Source organism: Algoriphagus vanfongensis DSM 17529 (genome assembly GCF_000429465.1).
In the GTDB taxonomy this organism is placed as follows: Bacteria; Bacteroidota; Bacteroidia; order Cytophagales; family Cyclobacteriaceae; genus Algoriphagus; species Algoriphagus vanfongensis.
Genome location: NZ_AUBX01000010.1, coordinates 820,095 through 837,446, shown reverse-complemented (window position 1 = coordinate 837,446; position 17,352 = coordinate 820,095). Strand labels below are relative to the sequence as shown.

11 protein-coding genes and 1 pseudogene are annotated in these 17,352 nt (G+C 42.4%); all 12 read left to right on the top strand.

Annotated features, from left to right (window positions below; translation table 11 throughout):
• A partial coding sequence (locus G460_RS0108825) for a T9SS C-terminal target domain-containing protein (protein ID WP_026955007.1) occupies nucleotides 1–5,269 on the top strand: 5,269 nt, incomplete at its 5' end.
• 5 nt (nucleotides 5,270–5,274) lie between these two features.
• Nucleotides 5,275–6,246: a PorP/SprF family type IX secretion system membrane protein gene (locus G460_RS0108820; protein WP_026955006.1), complete on the top strand. Its 972-nt coding sequence runs from the start codon at nucleotides 5,275–5,277 to the stop codon at nucleotides 6,244–6,246.
• A gap of 11 nt (nucleotides 6,247–6,257) precedes the next feature.
• Nucleotides 6,258–8,216, top strand: coding sequence for an OmpA family protein (locus G460_RS0108815; protein WP_026955005.1), 1,959 nt, complete (start codon nucleotides 6,258–6,260; stop codon nucleotides 8,214–8,216).
• A 193-nt stretch (nucleotides 8,217–8,409) separates the two neighbouring features.
• Complete coding sequence (locus tag G460_RS0108810; protein ID WP_026955004.1) at nucleotides 8,410–9,066, top strand: Rossmann-fold NAD(P)-binding domain-containing protein; 657 nt, start codon at nucleotides 8,410–8,412, stop codon at nucleotides 9,064–9,066.
• A gap of 505 nt (nucleotides 9,067–9,571) precedes the next feature.
• Nucleotides 9,572–10,381 carry a MotA/TolQ/ExbB proton channel family protein gene (locus G460_RS0108805; protein ID WP_026955003.1) on the top strand — a complete coding sequence of 270 codons (810 nt, stop codon included), beginning with the start codon at nucleotides 9,572–9,574 and terminating at the stop codon, nucleotides 10,379–10,381.
• 54 nt (nucleotides 10,382–10,435) lie between these two features.
• Nucleotides 10,436–10,765 carry a hypothetical protein gene (locus G460_RS0108800; protein WP_026955002.1) on the top strand — a complete coding sequence of 110 codons (330 nt, stop codon included), beginning with the start codon at nucleotides 10,436–10,438 and terminating at the stop codon, nucleotides 10,763–10,765.
• A gap of 1 nt (nucleotide 10,766) precedes the next feature.
• The gene (locus G460_RS0108795) at nucleotides 10,767–11,399 is read left to right on the top strand and encodes an ExbD/TolR family protein (protein WP_026955001.1); all 633 of its coding nucleotides are present in this window, start codon (nucleotides 10,767–10,769) and stop codon (nucleotides 11,397–11,399) included.
• A 1-nt stretch (nucleotide 11,400) separates the two neighbouring features.
• Nucleotides 11,401–11,862, top strand: a complete 462-nt coding sequence (locus G460_RS0108790) for an ExbD/TolR family protein (protein ID WP_026955000.1) — start codon at nucleotides 11,401–11,403, stop codon at nucleotides 11,860–11,862.
• A 73-nt stretch (nucleotides 11,863–11,935) separates the two neighbouring features.
• Nucleotides 11,936–13,261 (top strand): MFS transporter, encoded by a 1,326-nt coding sequence (locus G460_RS0108785; RefSeq protein ID WP_026954999.1) that lies wholly within the window; start codon nucleotides 11,936–11,938, stop codon nucleotides 13,259–13,261.
• A 398-nt stretch (nucleotides 13,262–13,659) separates the two neighbouring features.
• A pseudogene (locus tag G460_RS21700) lies at nucleotides 13,660–13,971 on the top strand (endonuclease domain-containing protein); the annotation flags it as partial.
• A gap of 632 nt (nucleotides 13,972–14,603) precedes the next feature.
• Nucleotides 14,604–15,581: a hypothetical protein gene (locus G460_RS0108770; protein ID WP_026954997.1), complete on the top strand. Its 978-nt coding sequence runs from the start codon at nucleotides 14,604–14,606 to the stop codon at nucleotides 15,579–15,581.
• Between the two features lie 12 nt (nucleotides 15,582–15,593).
• On the top strand, nucleotides 15,594–17,339 hold the full coding sequence (locus G460_RS0108765) for an ATP-binding protein (RefSeq protein WP_026954996.1): 1,746 nt from the start codon (nucleotides 15,594–15,596) through the stop codon (nucleotides 17,337–17,339).
• Nucleotides 17,340–17,352: the final 13 nt, after the last annotated feature.

Sequence of the window (17,352 nt, the reverse complement as noted above, 5' to 3'; positions counted from 1 at the left end):
GACTACGGATGCGGAAGTTTGTCAAGGGGAAACAGCCTTGTTGGAAGCGACCCCAGCGGCCGGCACGAGTCTGAGATGGTACGATGCAGCAGTGGGAGGCACCTTGCTTTCGGAAGGAAATAGCTATACCACGGCAGCATTGAACAGTCCGGGTACAGTCACCTATTATTTGGCTGTACTTCGCAATGGCTGCGAGAGCCCGGACCGTATTCCAGTGGAAGTGACGGTGAATCCAGCAGCCACCGCAGCAGACATTACCGCAACTGGCGGCACAATCTGCGAAGGGGAGAGCTTCACCTTGAGCGCCAGTGCAGCAAGTATCACGAATCCGGTATTCCGATTCTATACAGATCAGACCTTGGCTACCGAGATCACGGACTTGACCGTATCACCGACTGCCACGACTACTTACTATGTAACTGTGGAAGGCGATGGAGTCTGCGAAAACGCTCCGGGTACAGCGGCTGAGTTGACTGTGACGGTAAATCCAGCAGCAGCTGCAGCAGACATCACCGCAACTGGCGGAATGATCTGCGAAGGCGAGAGCTTCACGCTCAGCGCCAGTGCAGTAGGTATCACGAATCCGATCTTCAGATTCTATACAGATCAGACCTTGGCTACCGAGATCACGGACTTGACCGTATCACCGACTGCCACTACTACTTACTATGTAACAGTAGAAGGCGACGGAGTCTGCGAAAACGCTCCGGGCACAGCTGCCGAGTTGATCGTGACGGTAAATCCAGCAGCAACTGCAGCAGACATCACCGCAGCTGGCGGCACGATCTGCGAAGGCGAAAGCTTCACGCTATCCGCAACTTCAGCTACCGTTAGCAACCCAGTCTTCCGATTCTATACAGATCAGACATTGGCTACCGAGATCACGAACTTGACCGTGAGCCCAACTGCCACGACTACTTACTATGTAACAGTAGAAGGAGACGGAGTCTGCGAAAACGCTCCGGGTACAGCGGCTGAGTTGACCGTCACGGTAAATCCAGCAGCAACTGCGGCAGACATCACTGCAACTGGCGGCACGATCTGCGAAGGCGAGAGCTTCACCTTGAGCGCCAGTGCAGCAAGTATCACGAATCCGATCTTCAGATTCTATACAGATCAGACCTTGGCTACCGAGATCACGAACTTGACCGTTTCACCAACTGCCACGACGACCTATTATGTAACTGTGGAAGGCGACGGAGTCTGTGAAAACGCTCCGGGCACAGCAGCTGAGTTGACGGTAACGGTAAATCCAGCAGCGACTGCGGCAGATATCACCGCAACTGGCGGAATGATCTGCGAAGGCGAGAGCTTCACACTAAGCGCCAGTGCAGCGGGTATAACGAATCCGATCTTCCGATTCTATACAGATCAGACATTGGCTACCGAAATCACGGACTTGACCGTATCACCGACTGCCACGACTACTTACTATGTGACTGTGGAAGGCGACGGAGTCTGTGAAAACGCTCCGGGCACAGCAGCTGAGCTGACTGTGACGGTGAATCCAGCAGCCACTGCGGCTGACATCACCGCAACTGGCGGCACGATCTGCGAAGGCGAGAGCTTCACCCTCAGCGCCACTGTGGCAGGTATCACGAATCCAATCTTCCGATTCTATACAGATCAGACCTTGGCTACCGAGATCACAGACTTGACCGTATCACCGACTGCCACGACTACTTACTATGTAACAGTAGAAGGTGACGGAGTCTGTGAAAACGCTCCGGGTACAGCGACTGAGTTGATTGTGACGGTGAATCCAGGAGCCACCGCAGCAGACATCACTGCAACTGGCGGCACGATCTGCGAAGGGGAGAGCTTCACGCTATCCGCAACCTCAACTACCGTTAGCAACCCAGTATTCCGATTCTATACAGATCAGACATTGGCTACCGAGATCACGGACTTGACCGTATCACCAACTTCCACGACTACTTACTATGTGACTGTGGAAGGAGACGGAGTCTGCGAAAACGCTCCGGGCACAGCAGCTGAGCTAACTGTGACGGTGAATCCAGCAGCGACTACGGCAGACATCACCGCAACTGGCGGCATGATCTGCGAAGGCGAGAACTTCACCTTGAGCGCCAGCGCAGCAGGTATCACGAATCCGATCTTCCGATTCTATACAGATCAGACATTGGCTACCGAGATCACGGACTTGACCGTATCACCGACTGCCACGACTACTTACTATGTAACAGTAGAAGGTGACGGAGTCTGCGAAAACGCTCCGGGCACAGCAGCTGAGTTGACGGTGACGGTAAATCCAACAGCAACTGCAGCAGACATCACCGCAACTGGTGGCACAATCTGCGAAGGCGAGAGCTTCACCTTGAGCGCCAGCGCAGCAGGTATCACGAATCCGATCTTCCGATTCTATACAGATCAGACATTGGCTACCGAGATCACGGACTTGACCGTATCACCGACTGCCACTACTACTTACTATGTAACAGTAGAAGGCGAGGGAGTCTGTGAAAACGCTCCGGGCACAGCAGCTGAGTTGACTGTGACGGTAAATCCAGCAGCAACTGCGACTGACATCAACGCAACTGGAGGGACGATCTGCGAGGGAGAAAGCTTTACGCTATCCGCAACTTCAGCTACCGTTAGCAACCCAATCTTCCGATTCTATACAGATCAGACCTTGGCTACCGAGATCACGGACTTGACCGTATCACCGACTGCCACTACTACTTATTATGTAACAGTTGAAGGCGACGGAGTCTGCGAAAACGCTCCGGGTACAGCGGCTGAGTTGATTGTGACGGTGAATCCAGCAGCGACTGCATCAGACATCACTGCAACTGGGGGCACAATCTGCGAAGGGGAGAGCTTCACGCTAAGCGCCACCGCGGCAGGCATTACGAATCCAGTATTCCGATTCTACACCAGCCAAGATCTCACGACCGAGATCACGAACTTGACTGTGTCACCAACTGCCACTACTACTTACTATGTAACAGTGGAAGGCGACGGAGTCTGCGAAAACGCTCCGGGCACAGCAGCTGAGTTGACTGTGGATGTTGGTCGAGATGGGCTCTCATCGGATATTCAAGTGATGAATGCTGTGATCTGTGAAGGGGAAAGTACCTTCTTGACAGCAAGTAGTTTGACTGTGACTTACCCTGTCTTCAAGTTCTATACCGATGAAGCCTTGACGCAGGAAGTTACTGACTTAAACGTAAGTCCTACAGTGACCACTCGTTATTATGTGACTGTAATGGGATCTGGAGTTTGTGAAAATGTTTCACAAGAAGCAGCTCATTTGACCGTGACGGTTAGATCTACTCCGGCACCTCAGATCGACCAGCCTATTCAAGCTTTCTGCGCAGATCAGGGTATGCCTTCTATTGCATCTCTCGGTGCAAACGGAACAGCTATTCAATGGTACGAATCCTCTGAAGGAGGAATTGCTTTGGCACCTAATACAGCCCTTACACATGGCAAAACATACTATGCTAGTCAAACTGATCCAGCTACGGGCTGTGAAAGTCTCGAAAGAACGGCCGTGACAGTGGAACTCTCCATTTGCAATAGAATAGATGTAATTGAGATCGTGAAAAGAGCTTCAAGTCCTATAGTTTTGGCTGGGGGTGTAATCCAATATACTATTACTGTAACAAACACAAGTGAATTTGATTTGCCCGAAATGCTTGTTACAGATGAATTGGATCAGCATATTGATTTCTTATCTTCTACTAAAGGAGGGACTCATTCAAATGGTGTAGTAACATGGAGTATTGAAAATATTCCATCTAACTCTTCAATTGATTTGGAATTGACTGTCAGAGTGAATGAAAATACAGCCGTAGGCACAGTCATCCCTAATATAGCTGTCATCAGCAATCCTGAGGATCCGGATGAATGGAAAGAGTCCAATAAGGAAGAAGTGAAGGTGGTCCAGGCCATTTCTTTCACTATCGATAAAAATCCAAATGTATCAGAAGCCCGAATCGGGGAGCAAATCTCTTACACGATTACAGTGGCCAATATTTCTGATCTGATAAAAGAAAACATAGAAGTGAGAGATACACTTCCTGTGGGACTGGATTACATCAGTTCAGATCAAGGGGGTACGTTTGCCAACGGAGTAGTATCCTGGATTATCCCTTCCCTTGCTCCTGGGCAAAATATTGACCTGACACTGATCACATCAGTTACCGAAGAAGTGACCGTGGGAGATGTAATCTACAATACCGCAATCGTAGACCAGCCGGATGATGAAGAAGATCCTCAGGAATCTGACCCTGGGGATGGAGTAGAAGTGATTGAAAGTGTAACCTCCCTGACTGTCGTCAAATCACAAGACGTGGACAAAGTCAAAACCGGAGAGATGATCACCTACACCATTGACCTCACTAATACAGGTGAGTATACCGCAAGAAATGTACTGGTGGCCGATACGATTCCAACTGGAACCATGTTCATGGAAGCTTCTCATTCTGGAGAGCTGACCGATAATTTGGTCACCTGGATGATTGAGGAGATTCCTGCTGGAGAAAGTGTCCAGCTCGCCTTGACTGTTTTGGTGACTGCTGAAGAGGGGGCTGTTGTCAATACGGTCTGGGTGACTGGAGACAACCATCCTGATGCAGAAGACAGTACCGATCCTGTCGAGATAGACAATATCAATGAAGTGGACCTTCAGATCGTGAAGGAAGTTACGGCTCCTCTGATCATGCTAGGATCAGAATTCGAATACAAGATCACCGTAACAAACAATGGGGAAGAGATGGCAAATCAAGTAGTCGTCACAGACCAATTGCCAGAAGGGTTAGAGTTTGTCAGCGTGGATGTGAATGTAGGAGAAGCGGTGTTTGACTCCGGACTGATTACTTGGACGATGGAGACATTGGCGCCGATGAGCTCTGAGGTAATGATGATCAAAGTGCGGGCAACAGCAGAAATGCAGATAACCAACACAGCGACGGTCAGCTCCGAAGATGAAGAGTTAGAGCCAGGTGACAATAGTGATTCGGTGAGCCATGAGCAATTGGAGTTTGAGATTCCAAATGTCTTTACCCCTAACGGAGACGGAATCAATGATACATGGGTGCTTAGAGGCTTGCAGGAATTCTTCACTAGAAGCAAAGTACTCATCGTCAACAGATGGGGTGTAGAGGTCTTCAGGTCCGATAATTACCTCAATGATTGGACAGGCGAGGAGCTTTCTGGAGGTACCTACTATTATCAAGTGACTGTTTGGGATAGTCAGAATGCTGAACATAGCATGACTGGTTTTGTAACTATAATTAAGTAAGCGAAATGAAATTCTTTAAAATCATAAGCATATTACTGTGCATTGCCGCCCTGGGAGCAGAGCATGCTCAGGCGCAACAAGTGCCGCAATTCAGCCAGTATATTTTTAATCCGGTATTTATCAATCCTGCCTATGCAGGATATAAGCAGCAATTATACCTGCAGACCTATTATCGCAAGCAATGGACTGGGGTGGAAGGAAGTCCTCAGACATTTGCCGTGGCGGGAGATACCTATTTGGAAGATTCTCAGCTAGGGATAGGAGCTCAGGTGCTATCTGATCGCTTGGGAGCCCAAAAAACAACGGCGTTTTATGGGAATTTAGCCTACCATCTTCGTTTGGGAAATACCAAATACCTCTCCTTTGGGGCAGGCATGGGAGTGGTCAATTCCATGATGGATGGAGGGATGCTCAATCCCGACATTGATGATGATCCATCTGTGCCGGTTTCCAAAGAAAGGATGACCTACCCAGACTTAAAATTGGGCCTGTTTCTTTATGATGAAAGCTTTTACATAGGTTTGGCTGCAGATCAGATGCTTTCTTCTGTATTGGACTTGGATCAGGGAGATGTGATGGTCCAGCCTAGTCCTCATATCTATCTGACTGGCGGGTATCATTTTGATCTCAATTACAATTTCTCTCTGATCCCATCGATCATGTATATGGACGATTTCAAAGCACCGGCAAGGTTGGATCTCAATACCGCCTTGATCTTAAATGATATGTTTTGGATTGGAGCTGGATATAGGTTGGGATTGGATATGCCGGGTCGGGAAGTGCAAGATGGATTGAAAAAATCCACTGCCTTTCTGGCAATGGTACAAGTCCAGCTCAAAGAAGGTCTTCGGCTAGGATATGCCTATGATCACACGCTCACAGGCTTTTCAGTGGGGACATTCACGACTCATGACATATCCTTGTCATTTCTCTTTCCTTCAAAGAGAGTGCGGTTAATTTCTCCTAGGTTTTTCTAATAGAGACGACTATGAAAAGAATTTATAGCTACTATTTTTTATTGTTGTTTTTGTTTTCATGCAAATCATTGGCATATAGAGACTATATGCTGGGGGTAGAAAGCGCTGAAAACCTGAATTATTCGGAAGGAATAAGCAGTTTTTTGAAAAGTTGGGAATCATCACCCCAGCCTGAGACAGCCCGAGGGCTGGCTCAGGCTTATTTGAAGACCCGAAACTTTGAACAAGCAGAGGAATGGTATGCACGACTCGAAAGAGATCAGGAGCTGGATTCCTTGGACTGGAAACCATTTGCTGAGGTCCTGATCGCAAATTCCAAATATACTGAAGCCACCGAGCTGCTAATGAAGCTAGATCCCAATCAAGAGAATCCCGAGCTGGCTTCGCTTTGGAAGACAGCGACACAGGGAAAGGAGTTTTTAAACAAACCTACCACTGCTCAAATCAAAGGTCTGGATCAAATAAATACCTCATTTGCTGAGTTTGGACCCTTCTTTTCCTCCGACAGCTTATTGTATTTCACATCAGATCGCCTGGTCGCATCATCCAAGCGGATAGATACACAAAATGCACTTAAAAGCAATGTCTACGGATGGACAGGGAATGGTTTTCTGGCTATGTATCAGTCACCGTGGGACTCAGATCAAAATCAGGTCAAAAATAGTCCTATACAAGATGAAACGTTGAAATCCGAGCTGCATGTAGGGCCCTATTTTCAATCCGGCAACAATCTATTTCTGACCCTCACTCAACCTCAAAAATTTGAGAAATCTTCCAATAAAGGAAGTGCAAGAGATTATACACTCTATCCAGAACTGTTTTTCGCTCAAAAGTCCGATACGCTCGCTGTAGAGGATTTTGTTTCCTTTTCATTCAATCAACCATTTTCCTATTCTGTATCCGATGCTTTCTTTGATGCGGCTGAGAATAGGTTGTATTTCTCTTCCGATATGCCAGGCGGAATGGGCAAAGCAGATATCTATTATGCAGAATGGACCGATAACGGAGGTTGGTCTGCACCTGTTAATCTGGGAGCAGACATCAATACAGACCAAGATGAGAGGACACCTATTATAGGTCCAGACGGTCATTTCTACTTCTCCAGTGCCGGCTGGGCTGGAATAGGGGGCTTGGATGTGTTTAGGGCGGAAAGGAATGGAGGTGGCTTTGGCTCACCCATCAACCTGGGAAGTCCGGTCAATTCTAATAGAGATGACTTTGGGTTCAGCTTTTTAGGACAGGACCCGGAACAGGCCTTTTTGGCCTCTGATCGTCAGGGAGGAAAAGGGTTGGATGATATCTATTGGGTAGATCTGAATGTGGAGCGGACACTCATACTTCAAGGCAAGGTCTATGATCTGACTACCAAGGAAGTACTTTCAGATGCTGTAGTTAACCTTATTTCCGATAATGGAAATGTTTTGGGGTCCCGCATTACAGAAGAGGACGGAAGCTTTCGCTTCAAAATAGATCCGGATCAGTTGCTGACCCTCAAAGCCTCCAAAACGGGCTTTTTGGATGGTGAAAATGGAAATATTCGGATTCCTGCGAGTTCGGACATTCGGGATAGTGTATTGACTCGGGATGTCTATCTGGACCAGATAGAGGTAGGGAAGACTTTCCGATTGGAAAATATATACTATGACTTTGACAAGTGGGATATACGAGAGGATGCGATACCAGAGCTAGACCGTCTGGCGGCTATCTTAGAGGACAATCCTACCATGCAGATTGAGTTACATTCCCATACTGACTCCAGAGGCACTACGAGTTATAATCAGAAATTGTCCCAAAAGAGAGCCCAATCAGTTGTGGACTATTTACTCAACTTGGGAATTAGTAGTTCCAGATTGGAAGCAGTTGGCTATGGGGAGTCTCAGTTGCTCAATAGCTGCTCGGATGGGATTTCATGTACCGAGGAAGAACATCAGAAAAATAGAAGAACTGAGTTTAAGATTAGTTCGTACTAGTGATATGTGTTGATATTATTAGTTTTTACATAATAAAATTTCGTTTAAGTATAATCTAAATCAGAGGCTAATATGGATTAAAAATTAATTATTGGGTCGTTTATTAAACATTGGTATTGAATTAGAGTTAAGTTCGAGCACCAAACTAGAAAATGCTGCTTAATCATTTTCAATCACTCTAATTGATATTCCTGTGAATAGCGACCTGGTGGCTATCTATGCCACATTACACCCAAAAGAATTAGATATAGTTCTGCTCAAATATCTATTGTCGGAGAACTATGATGTAGTGCTGCCGATCAGGCAGAAGCACGACGAAGTACTCTTTGTAGGGCAATTAACTCCCGAAGAGCTTCACAAAGTCCATTTCTTTGCCTGTGATTTTACCGAAATGGAAGATGCGCAGAATTTCCAGAGTTTTCTGCTTGACAATTGCTATCCGATACAGACTTTATTGGTCAATTTCAACCAGAGATTTGCCGATCTAAGTCTGGAAGATTTGCTGACAGAAGATGTGAATCAAGTATTTCAAGAAGGATTTATTCCCAGTTTCCACTTTTCGAAAGCCATACTTCCCTTATTGGATTCAAAGTTTTCCAAAGCGCTGCTGATAGATCAGATGGCAAAGACTGAGTCAGCCAGCAGACGATTTTCCAATCATTTTCTTCGATCTTCCACTCGGATTTTGCTGGAAAATATCAAAAAGGAAAATCCGGGAATTATCTTACAGAAATTGGAAATTGAGGATTCCAAGAAAACTGAAAAGAATGATTTCTCAGCTGAGGTGGATTTTGTCAAGTCATTTTTGAAAAAAATGGAAGTAGGAGAGGAGTTCGAATTGGGAAAATAGCTTGCAATTTGTAAATAAGGGAAGATTGAGTACTAGATTCACTCTACATGCAGTTTCCTTTAGAATTTCACCCTGCTTTGAGAAAAAATAGAGTATTCAAAGTAATGTTTAAGACTTAATCAGAAGAGAACGGAAAGAGGGCAATCTGAATTTTCTTGGGGGGACTGCTCAGGGAAATCACCTTGATTTCTCTTTAAAAATCCCATGAAACCAAAGATTCCATTGATTTCTTAAAAGCTTTGCAAAACTTTTTGAGAATTGTTTTTTCTTTTGGTTAAAATTGCGAACATTTCGACGAGTTTTAGAACAAAAGGTTCTTCTCTAGGTAAAAAGAAATATCCCCGTTCATGTAAAAATTACTTAAATCGAGCTTTAAACGGGGAATTTTTGGGGAAAATCTAAAAGAGTCCATTGTTTTTTGAATCTAAAAAATGATAACTTTAAAACTCGATTTTAGTGTAGAAACCATTTAACCTTTATCAAAAGTCTATTTAAAAATCACATTATGAGAAAGTTAATCGCTTTGTTCATGCTTGCAGGTATTCTATTCACACCTGTTTTCGCAAACGCTCAAGAAGCAGAGTCTGACACTGCAGCACAAGAAGAAACAACCCCTGTAGCAGAGCCTGCTGCACCATCTCCTACGATCGTTGACGATGAGATCGTCGCTGAGGAGCAAAGCTTTCACCAAGTGGTAAAAGAAAAATTTATCGAAGGTGATCCAGTGTTTATGACCCCAGTATTGATCTGTTTGATCTTGGGTCTAGCAGTAGCTTTGGAAAGAATCGTAACATTGAATCTTTCTACTACAAACACTAAAAAACTATTGATCAAAGTAGAAGATGCATTGGCATCTGGCGGTATCGAAGCTGCTAAAGATGTAACAAAAGGAACCAAAGGTCCTGTTGCTTCTATCTTTACTCAAGGTCTTATGAGATACTCTGAGGGTATCGAAATGGTAGAGAAGTCTATCATCGCCTACGGTTCTGTAGAAATGGGTAGATTGGAAAAAGGTCTAGTATGGATCTCCCTATTTATCTCCCTAGCTCCGATGTTGGGTTTCATGGGTACTGTAATCGGTATGATCGGTGCATTCGACTCTATCGAAGCAGCTGGTGACATCTCTCCATCCCTAGTAGCAGGTGGTATCAAAATCGCCCTTTTGACTACTGTAGCTGGTTTGATCGTTGCGATTATCCTACAGTTGTTCTACAACTATTGCGTAGCTAAAATCGATTCTTTGGTAAACGACATGGAGGATGCTTCTATCACATTGGTAGATATCCTTGTGAAGCACAAATTGACTGGTAAATAAGAACCAGCTGTTTGTTGAATTTCAAATTAGTTTTAACCCCAAAGAAGACATACTATGGATACTTATGATATATTCCTATACGCTGGCTATATTCTAGTAGTTTTGGGTGCGATCTTCGCAGTGGTCATGCCACTTATCAAGTCTCTTGATAATCCAAAGTCTCTACTAAAAACTGTAGTTGGTGTTATCGGCATCGCAGTATTGTTCTTCATTGCATACAGCATTTCTAGCAATGAGGTACTTCCTAAATTCGAAGCCGATCCATTCAATCTTACCCCAGCTGGTTCCCAGTTTGTAGGTGGCATGTTGATTACTACTTATGTACTGGCTGTTATAGCTGTAGTTGGTATCGTATTTACTGAACTAAGCAAAGCTATTAAGTAATATGGCAAGAAAGAAAAATAGACCTAGTCAGGAGGTTAATGCAGGTTCAATGGCAGACATTGCCTTCCTGCTTCTAATCTTCTTTCTAGTGACCACTACGATCGCTTCGGACAAGGGTATCTTAAACGTACTCCCTCCGAAGTTGGATCCAAACAATCCGCCGCCGGAAATCGACAAAAACGAGCGTAATATCTTCAACATTCTGATCAATGCAAACGATCAGCTGTTGGTAGAAGGTGAGTTTAGAGATAACCCGGACGGTTTGGATGAAGAGATCAAATTGTTTGTGTTGAACTTCGGATTACCAAATGACGAAGCTACAACCTTGTACAACTCTCTACCTGCTTCTTTGAAGGCTCAGGTCAAGAGAGATGCCGAGTCTTCCGATCACCCTGGTGAAGCGGTAGTGTCTATCAAGACTAACCGTGGTACCAGCTATGACAAATATCTGGAAGTATTCGATTTGGCTAAAAAAGCTTATTTCGACATCTATGCTGAGCGTGTCAATCTAGGTACGGACGAATACCGAGCTCTGACAGGGCAAGATGATGCTGAGCGGGCATTGATGGACCGTGGTAAAGAAGGAATCCCTATGGCGATTTCTATTGCAGAACCAGATAAAATAGGAAGTTGATATGGCAAAGTTTAGCAAAAAAACCAAGACCGAAGAAAGTATTCCTACGTCTGCATTGCCGGATATTATCTTCATGCTTTTGTTCTTCTTCATGGTGACTACTGTATTGAGAGAGCAGGATATTTTGGTAGAGCAAAAAATTCCTCAAGCTACCCAGCTTCAGAAATTGCAAAAGAAAACCTTGATCTCCTATATCTACATCGGTAAGCCGAAGAACACAGCACTTTATGGATCTGAACCTAGAGTTCAGGCAAATGATGCACTCATGGGTGCTGAAGATATCGTGCAGTGGGTCAACCAAGAAAGAGATTTGCTTCCAGAAGCAGATCGTGGAATGATCACCATCTCCATGAAAGTCGATAGAGATGTGAAAATGGGACCGATTTCTGACGTACAAACAGAACTGAGAGAAGCTGATGCACGACGTGTATTGTATGCTTCTACTGGTAAAGTACAGAATTAACCATTTGATTAAATTCTTATATTGAAAGCTGTCTCTGATCTAGAGACAGCTTTTTTTTATTTATCTAGAATATATGCTGATCAAGCTTTCCAATAAAAAGAAGGTACAAAATGCCTGGGCCATGTATGATTGGGCCAATTCGGTCTATAGCCTTGTCATTACCTCTACGATCTTTCCTGTTTATTACAACTCAGTGACTAAAGGGATAAATGGGAATGATGTTGTTGATTTTTTTGGTTTCCAAATTATCAATACTGTACTGTATTCATACTCTATATCCTTTTCTTTTTTGGTGATCGCCTTGATTTCACCACTTCTGTCTGGGATCGCTGATACCAGTGGTAAGAAACTGGACTTTATGAAGTTCTTTGCCTACTTAGGCTCTGCAGCCTGCGTGGGGTTATTTTTCTTTGATGAAAGCAATGTGGAATTCGGAATTATATGCAGTGTCATCGCAAGTATTGGCTATGCGGGCAGCATTGTTTTCTACAACGCCTATTTGCCAGAAATCTCCGAGGAGAAAGAGTATGATATACTTAGCGCAAAAGGTTTTGCTTTAGGCTATGTCGGCTCCGTGATTCTTTTGATAGTGAATCTCCTTATGATCCAGATTCCCGAACTGTTTGGTATTCCAGATGGCGGGGTAGCTGCTAGACTTTCGTTTTTGATCACAGGCTTGTGGTGGGCCGGATTTTCGCAGATTCCATTTCGCGTACTTCCCAATAATCCTTACAATAAAAAAATAGAGACAAAGCTGCTCTTCTATGGCTACCAAGAAATCCGGAAGGTCTTTGCTGAGATCAGACAGATCAAAGTGATGGGGAGGTTTTTGGCTTCCTTTTTCTTCTACTCTATGGGGGTGCAGACGGTCATGTATTTGGCTGCCACTTTCGGAGACAAAGAGCTGGGTCTGCCTGGTGATCAATTGATCATTACTGTTTTGATCATCCAATTGGTAGCTATTTTTGGTAGTTATTTCTTTGCGTATCTCTCTAAGAGATTTGGTAATAAGTTCAGTTTGGTGCTGATGGTTTTTGTATGGATTGGAATATGTGGTGCAGCTTATTATGTCTATACTGTCTATGAGTTTTTTGCTCTGGCATTTGTGGTAGGTTTGGTCATGGGAGGCATTCAGTCTTTATCAAGATCGACGTATTCCAAATTAATTCCTGAATCTACTACCGATCATGCCTCTTACTTCTCCTTCTATGATGTGACTGAAAAAATGGCCATTGTGTTGGGGACTTTTTCCTATGGGGTAATTGAGCAGATTACTGGAAATATGAGAAATTCAGCTTTGTCTTTAGGTTTGTTTTTTCTGGTGGGCTTAGGTTTTTTGCTTTTAGTCACTATCCCTAAAGACAGGCTATCTAGTCAAACCTCCATAGAGCATATTTAAAATATTCAGCTGTCATCTTAGTAATTACGAGTGATTTATAAGTTTGACTTCTAATTATAGTTGTTACCATGTATATAATAAAATACATTTTTTATCAATAAAATATTGTTGTTCATATAGAATGTCTAGAATCTCCACTTTTCAAAGTTTAAGCTCAGTTCACTTATTGACATCAGACGATGTCTAAGTTAGTTTTTGATTAGATTTTATTTTACAGTTATATGTTGTAAGTGTTTGGATAGATGTGGCATAGTTCTTAATTATTTCGGAGATTCTTATCTAATTCTAGTTTTGACAATGAAATATTGTCAAAATAGTTGACAGTTTAATTCTTGTCATAATAGCAGCACTCCAACCATTCCTGCTGAGCCCCAACAACTACACTTCATAAAACCAAAGAGATGAGGAAAAAGGTTACACCTGCTGAGCGAAGACTTTGGGAAGTTCTCCAAAACAGACAACTAGATGGTTATAAGTTTCGGCGTCAACATCCTATATACAAATACATAGCTGACTTCTATTGCCACGAATTAAGTTTAGTTATCGAACTAGATGGAGGGGTGCATGATGGACTGGAACAAAAAGAACATGACCTTAACAGAGATCAAGTGATCCAGGAATTTGGCATTAGGGTTTTACGAATTAAAAATGAGGAAGTGATAGGTGATATGGAGGATGTTATAAGGATGATTAAAGGATTTCTGGTCTGATTTACCCCACCCTAACTCCCGATACGCTGTGCTATCGGGACCGGCTCTCCCCTTGAAGGGAGGGCATTTGATTCGTTTCAGAAGGAAAATATTCTCCATTTAGCAGAAGCGTGAAGGGGAGCTATCCATTTGGGACCAGATCATATCACTTTTAGCAGAGGCGATCGCCCTCTCCTAAAGGAGAGGGAGGGGTGAGGTCCAAAAATACCCTGTACAGGGTATTTTTTTATATCCAAAATTCCCTTTCTTGCAGATGTCTTTTAGTTATTGAAAACGAAGATCCCGAGAGCTTGGCCAAGAATTGAAGATTCGAGGACATGCAATCCTGGAACGCCCGACCAACTTATTTCTTATCCTTAATCTCCATCTGTAGCAGAGCTGATCGCCCTCTCCTAAAAGAGAGAGCCTGTCCCGATAAGGAATGCGATACTGGGAGAGGAGCGAGGTCATGGTGGAATTACAAATCCCACCCATCCTCAAATTGAACTGAAGGCTGCTGAGAAGATTCTACGCCCAGACGGAGACGTGTCATAAAGAATATAAAACCAATAAACCCGTGTTTAGCTATCCAAATCAGAGAAATAAACACGGAAAATCCGTATAAATAAACAAGTTGGGGTACATGAAAAAAAATGAAAACGACCATATTTAAATATCTCATCTACATTGGTTTAACTATTCTTCTAATTCTGTTGTTATTAGACATTCGATTGACAGAAGAGAAAGCAGACAGCTTAATAAACCTAATGGTTTCGGTCACTTCAATAACTCTTGCAATCCTTGTGACCTTTTTCTTTTCAAAGTTGTTTGCAGAACGACAAGACAGAATTCAAAGAAAAGCTACGATTGATGAATATTCTAAAAAAGTAACTGCACTCCGCAGAATTGCTCATAGAATCAAGGGAGACCATAAATTTTGGGAATTCGCACCGACCGCTAAAAGTAAATTGGATTCTAAATATACTAGTCTAACAGTTGAACAATTTCGGTCTTTAGAATATGAAAAGTATAGCAGTATTACAGAAGAGTTGAAAGGAGAGCTGGCACCACAAGCATACATGGCTCTTCGTGGGTTAGAAAACGAAGAACAATCAGACTTTGAATTCTATAGGAGTTTTAAACTTGAAAATTATAGTTTAACTGAAATTGCGAATTTCCAGGAATATTGCGGGTTCTTTTGGGCTTTTTGCGATGAATACAAAAGTAATTTAACTTTTAGTAACACTTCTTCCTTTCAACTTAACCCTATTCGCGAAGATTTCATGAAAATCATGGGGCGTAAAATAGATGAAGATAATTTTCTAAAGGAAATTATGAATTTGTTCAGTGAGTTTCAGGAGAAAATATTACCTGAGATGTATTATTTGACAGAGCAAAATCAAAGAAAATTAGAATATCATTTTATGTGGACAATAATCAATCTTATCGTCTATATCGTAATTATGATAAGCTCGATAGTCCTTTTCTTTCAACCGATATGTTTATGGGTAAAAACATCAATTCTCATGGTATTGACCTCTTTACTAATTGTGAATACCGTTGACTTGATTGTAGGTCTATTTATGAGTATTCCAAGAGAATTGAATATTAAAGCATTTTATAAAATATAATAAACCGATACGATGCGTAAACAAGCATACTTCAAAGTAGACACCAAACTAGCCGAATTACTAGGTGAAACGTATCGTTCGACCGAAGATGCTATTAAAGAACTTATTGATAATGCATATGATGCGGACTCTGAAAAAGTTGAAATATTCCTACCTCAAGAATTAACACCAGACCCAAAAATCATCGTTTCAGACAATGGTTCAGGAATGAAAGAAAATGAAGTCCGATCTGAATATCTGAACGTTGCTAATAGTCGAACAAGTAGAAAAGGAGACACAACCTTCAAGAAAAAAAGAAAAGTAAAAGGCAGAAAGGGAATTGGTAAATTCTCAGGGCTTATGGTTGCTGAAATAATGCAAATTGAGACTTTCTCTAATGGAGTAAAGACAATCCTTAAAATCAACAAATCTGAACTCGCCAAAGGAAATTATGACCTTGAAAAAGTGCCTTTACCTATCGAGACAGAATCATGCGACAAAGAAAAACATGGCACTACTATTACTCTTTTTGGGCTAAATCAAAACTTGGATTTTCCAAGTTCAAATAGGCTCGGCCAAATTCTAATGTGGGATTATGGACGAGAGCATGACTTTGAACTTTTCATAAACAACGAGAAACTTGGAGTTGAAGACTTGGCAGGAAAAACCTATGAAAAGAAAATTATCCACGAAGGAAAAGAAGCGACTCTAATATATACGATAACACCAAAACCAATAAAGCAAGCAGGAATTGTAACTCGAGTTAATAACAAGATAATTGGTCGTCCTCAAAATCTTTTAAAAGATGATGACTTAATTCCTAAGAAACTCAAGAATAGAGTTTATGGCGAAATAATTTGTGATGACTTGGAAGACGATGTTACAGCTGACCATGGAGCCATTATTGAGAATAGTAAACTTTACAAAACCATTCTTGACGACACTACCACAAACGTTAAAATGTCTGTGGACGAAGTTTTTGCTACAGACATGAAAATGGCAAGAGCTAGGTATCAAAGAAAGATAAATAAGGAACTAGCCAAACTACCAGAGTTTAAGCAGCCATTTGCCAAAAAAGCATTGTACAAAACACTTGAAAAGTTCTATGGAGAAACTGAAGACCGCATAAATACAGTTATTTCAGTTATGGTTTCTGCAATGGAGAAAGACCACTATTGGGATATCGTTTTAAATATTCAAGAGGCTCAAAATCAAGACATTGAAAAGTTTGCAGACGCTCTTTCTGAATTTGGCCTTTTAGAAATGAGTATTGTAACCAGTCAAGCAATTAATCGACTGAGATATTTAGACGAATTAACATTGCTCATTCATAACCCTAAAACACTTGAAAAGGACATTCATACTGCCCTTGAAAAAAGTACGTGGGTTCTTGGAGACGATTACTCAGTGCTGTTTTCTGACACCAACTTAAAAACAGCAATTAAAAATATGCTTGACAAGAAATACAAAGGGAAGAACTCTAAAAAGCGACCAGACTTATTTCTAGGACGAACCACAAGCAGACGTTTATTACTAATTGAGTTTAAAAGACCAAGGTTTACATTGACAAGAGAAACAGAAAGTCAGGCTCAGAAATACAGAGACGAATTAGGCGAATATTTTGGAAATCAACTAATAGATATAATTCTAATGGGCGGTAAAATTGACAAATCAATAAAGTCTGTTCAATCCGACATTAGTTATATGAGCTATTTGGATTGTATTAGTTCTGCAAGGAATCGACTAGAATGGATGATTGAAGAATTGAAAAAAGAATAAAACACGATGCCTT

Excerpts from the sequence above, each read along its gene's own strand:
- G460_RS0108820 (WP_026955006.1), top strand. The coding sequence starts at position 5,275 with ATGAAATTCTTTAAAATCATAAGCATATTACTGTGCATTGCCGCCCTG.
- G460_RS0108815 (WP_026955005.1), top strand. The coding sequence starts at position 6,258 with ATGAAAAGAATTTATAGCTACTATTTTTTATTGTTGTTTTTGTTTTCA.
- G460_RS0108805 (WP_026955003.1), top strand. The coding sequence starts at position 9,572 with ATGAGAAAGTTAATCGCTTTGTTCATGCTTGCAGGTATTCTATTCACA.
- G460_RS0108800 (WP_026955002.1), top strand. The coding sequence starts at position 10,436 with ATGGATACTTATGATATATTCCTATACGCTGGCTATATTCTAGTAGTT.
- G460_RS0108795 (WP_026955001.1), top strand. The coding sequence starts at position 10,767 with ATGGCAAGAAAGAAAAATAGACCTAGTCAGGAGGTTAATGCAGGTTCA.
- G460_RS0108790 (WP_026955000.1), top strand. The coding sequence starts at position 11,401 with ATGGCAAAGTTTAGCAAAAAAACCAAGACCGAAGAAAGTATTCCTACG.
- G460_RS0108785 (WP_026954999.1), top strand. The coding sequence starts at position 11,936 with ATGCTGATCAAGCTTTCCAATAAAAAGAAGGTACAAAATGCCTGGGCC.
- G460_RS0108770 (WP_026954997.1), top strand. The coding sequence starts at position 14,604 with ATGAAAACGACCATATTTAAATATCTCATCTACATTGGTTTAACTATT.
- G460_RS0108765 (WP_026954996.1), top strand. The coding sequence starts at position 15,594 with ATGCGTAAACAAGCATACTTCAAAGTAGACACCAAACTAGCCGAATTA.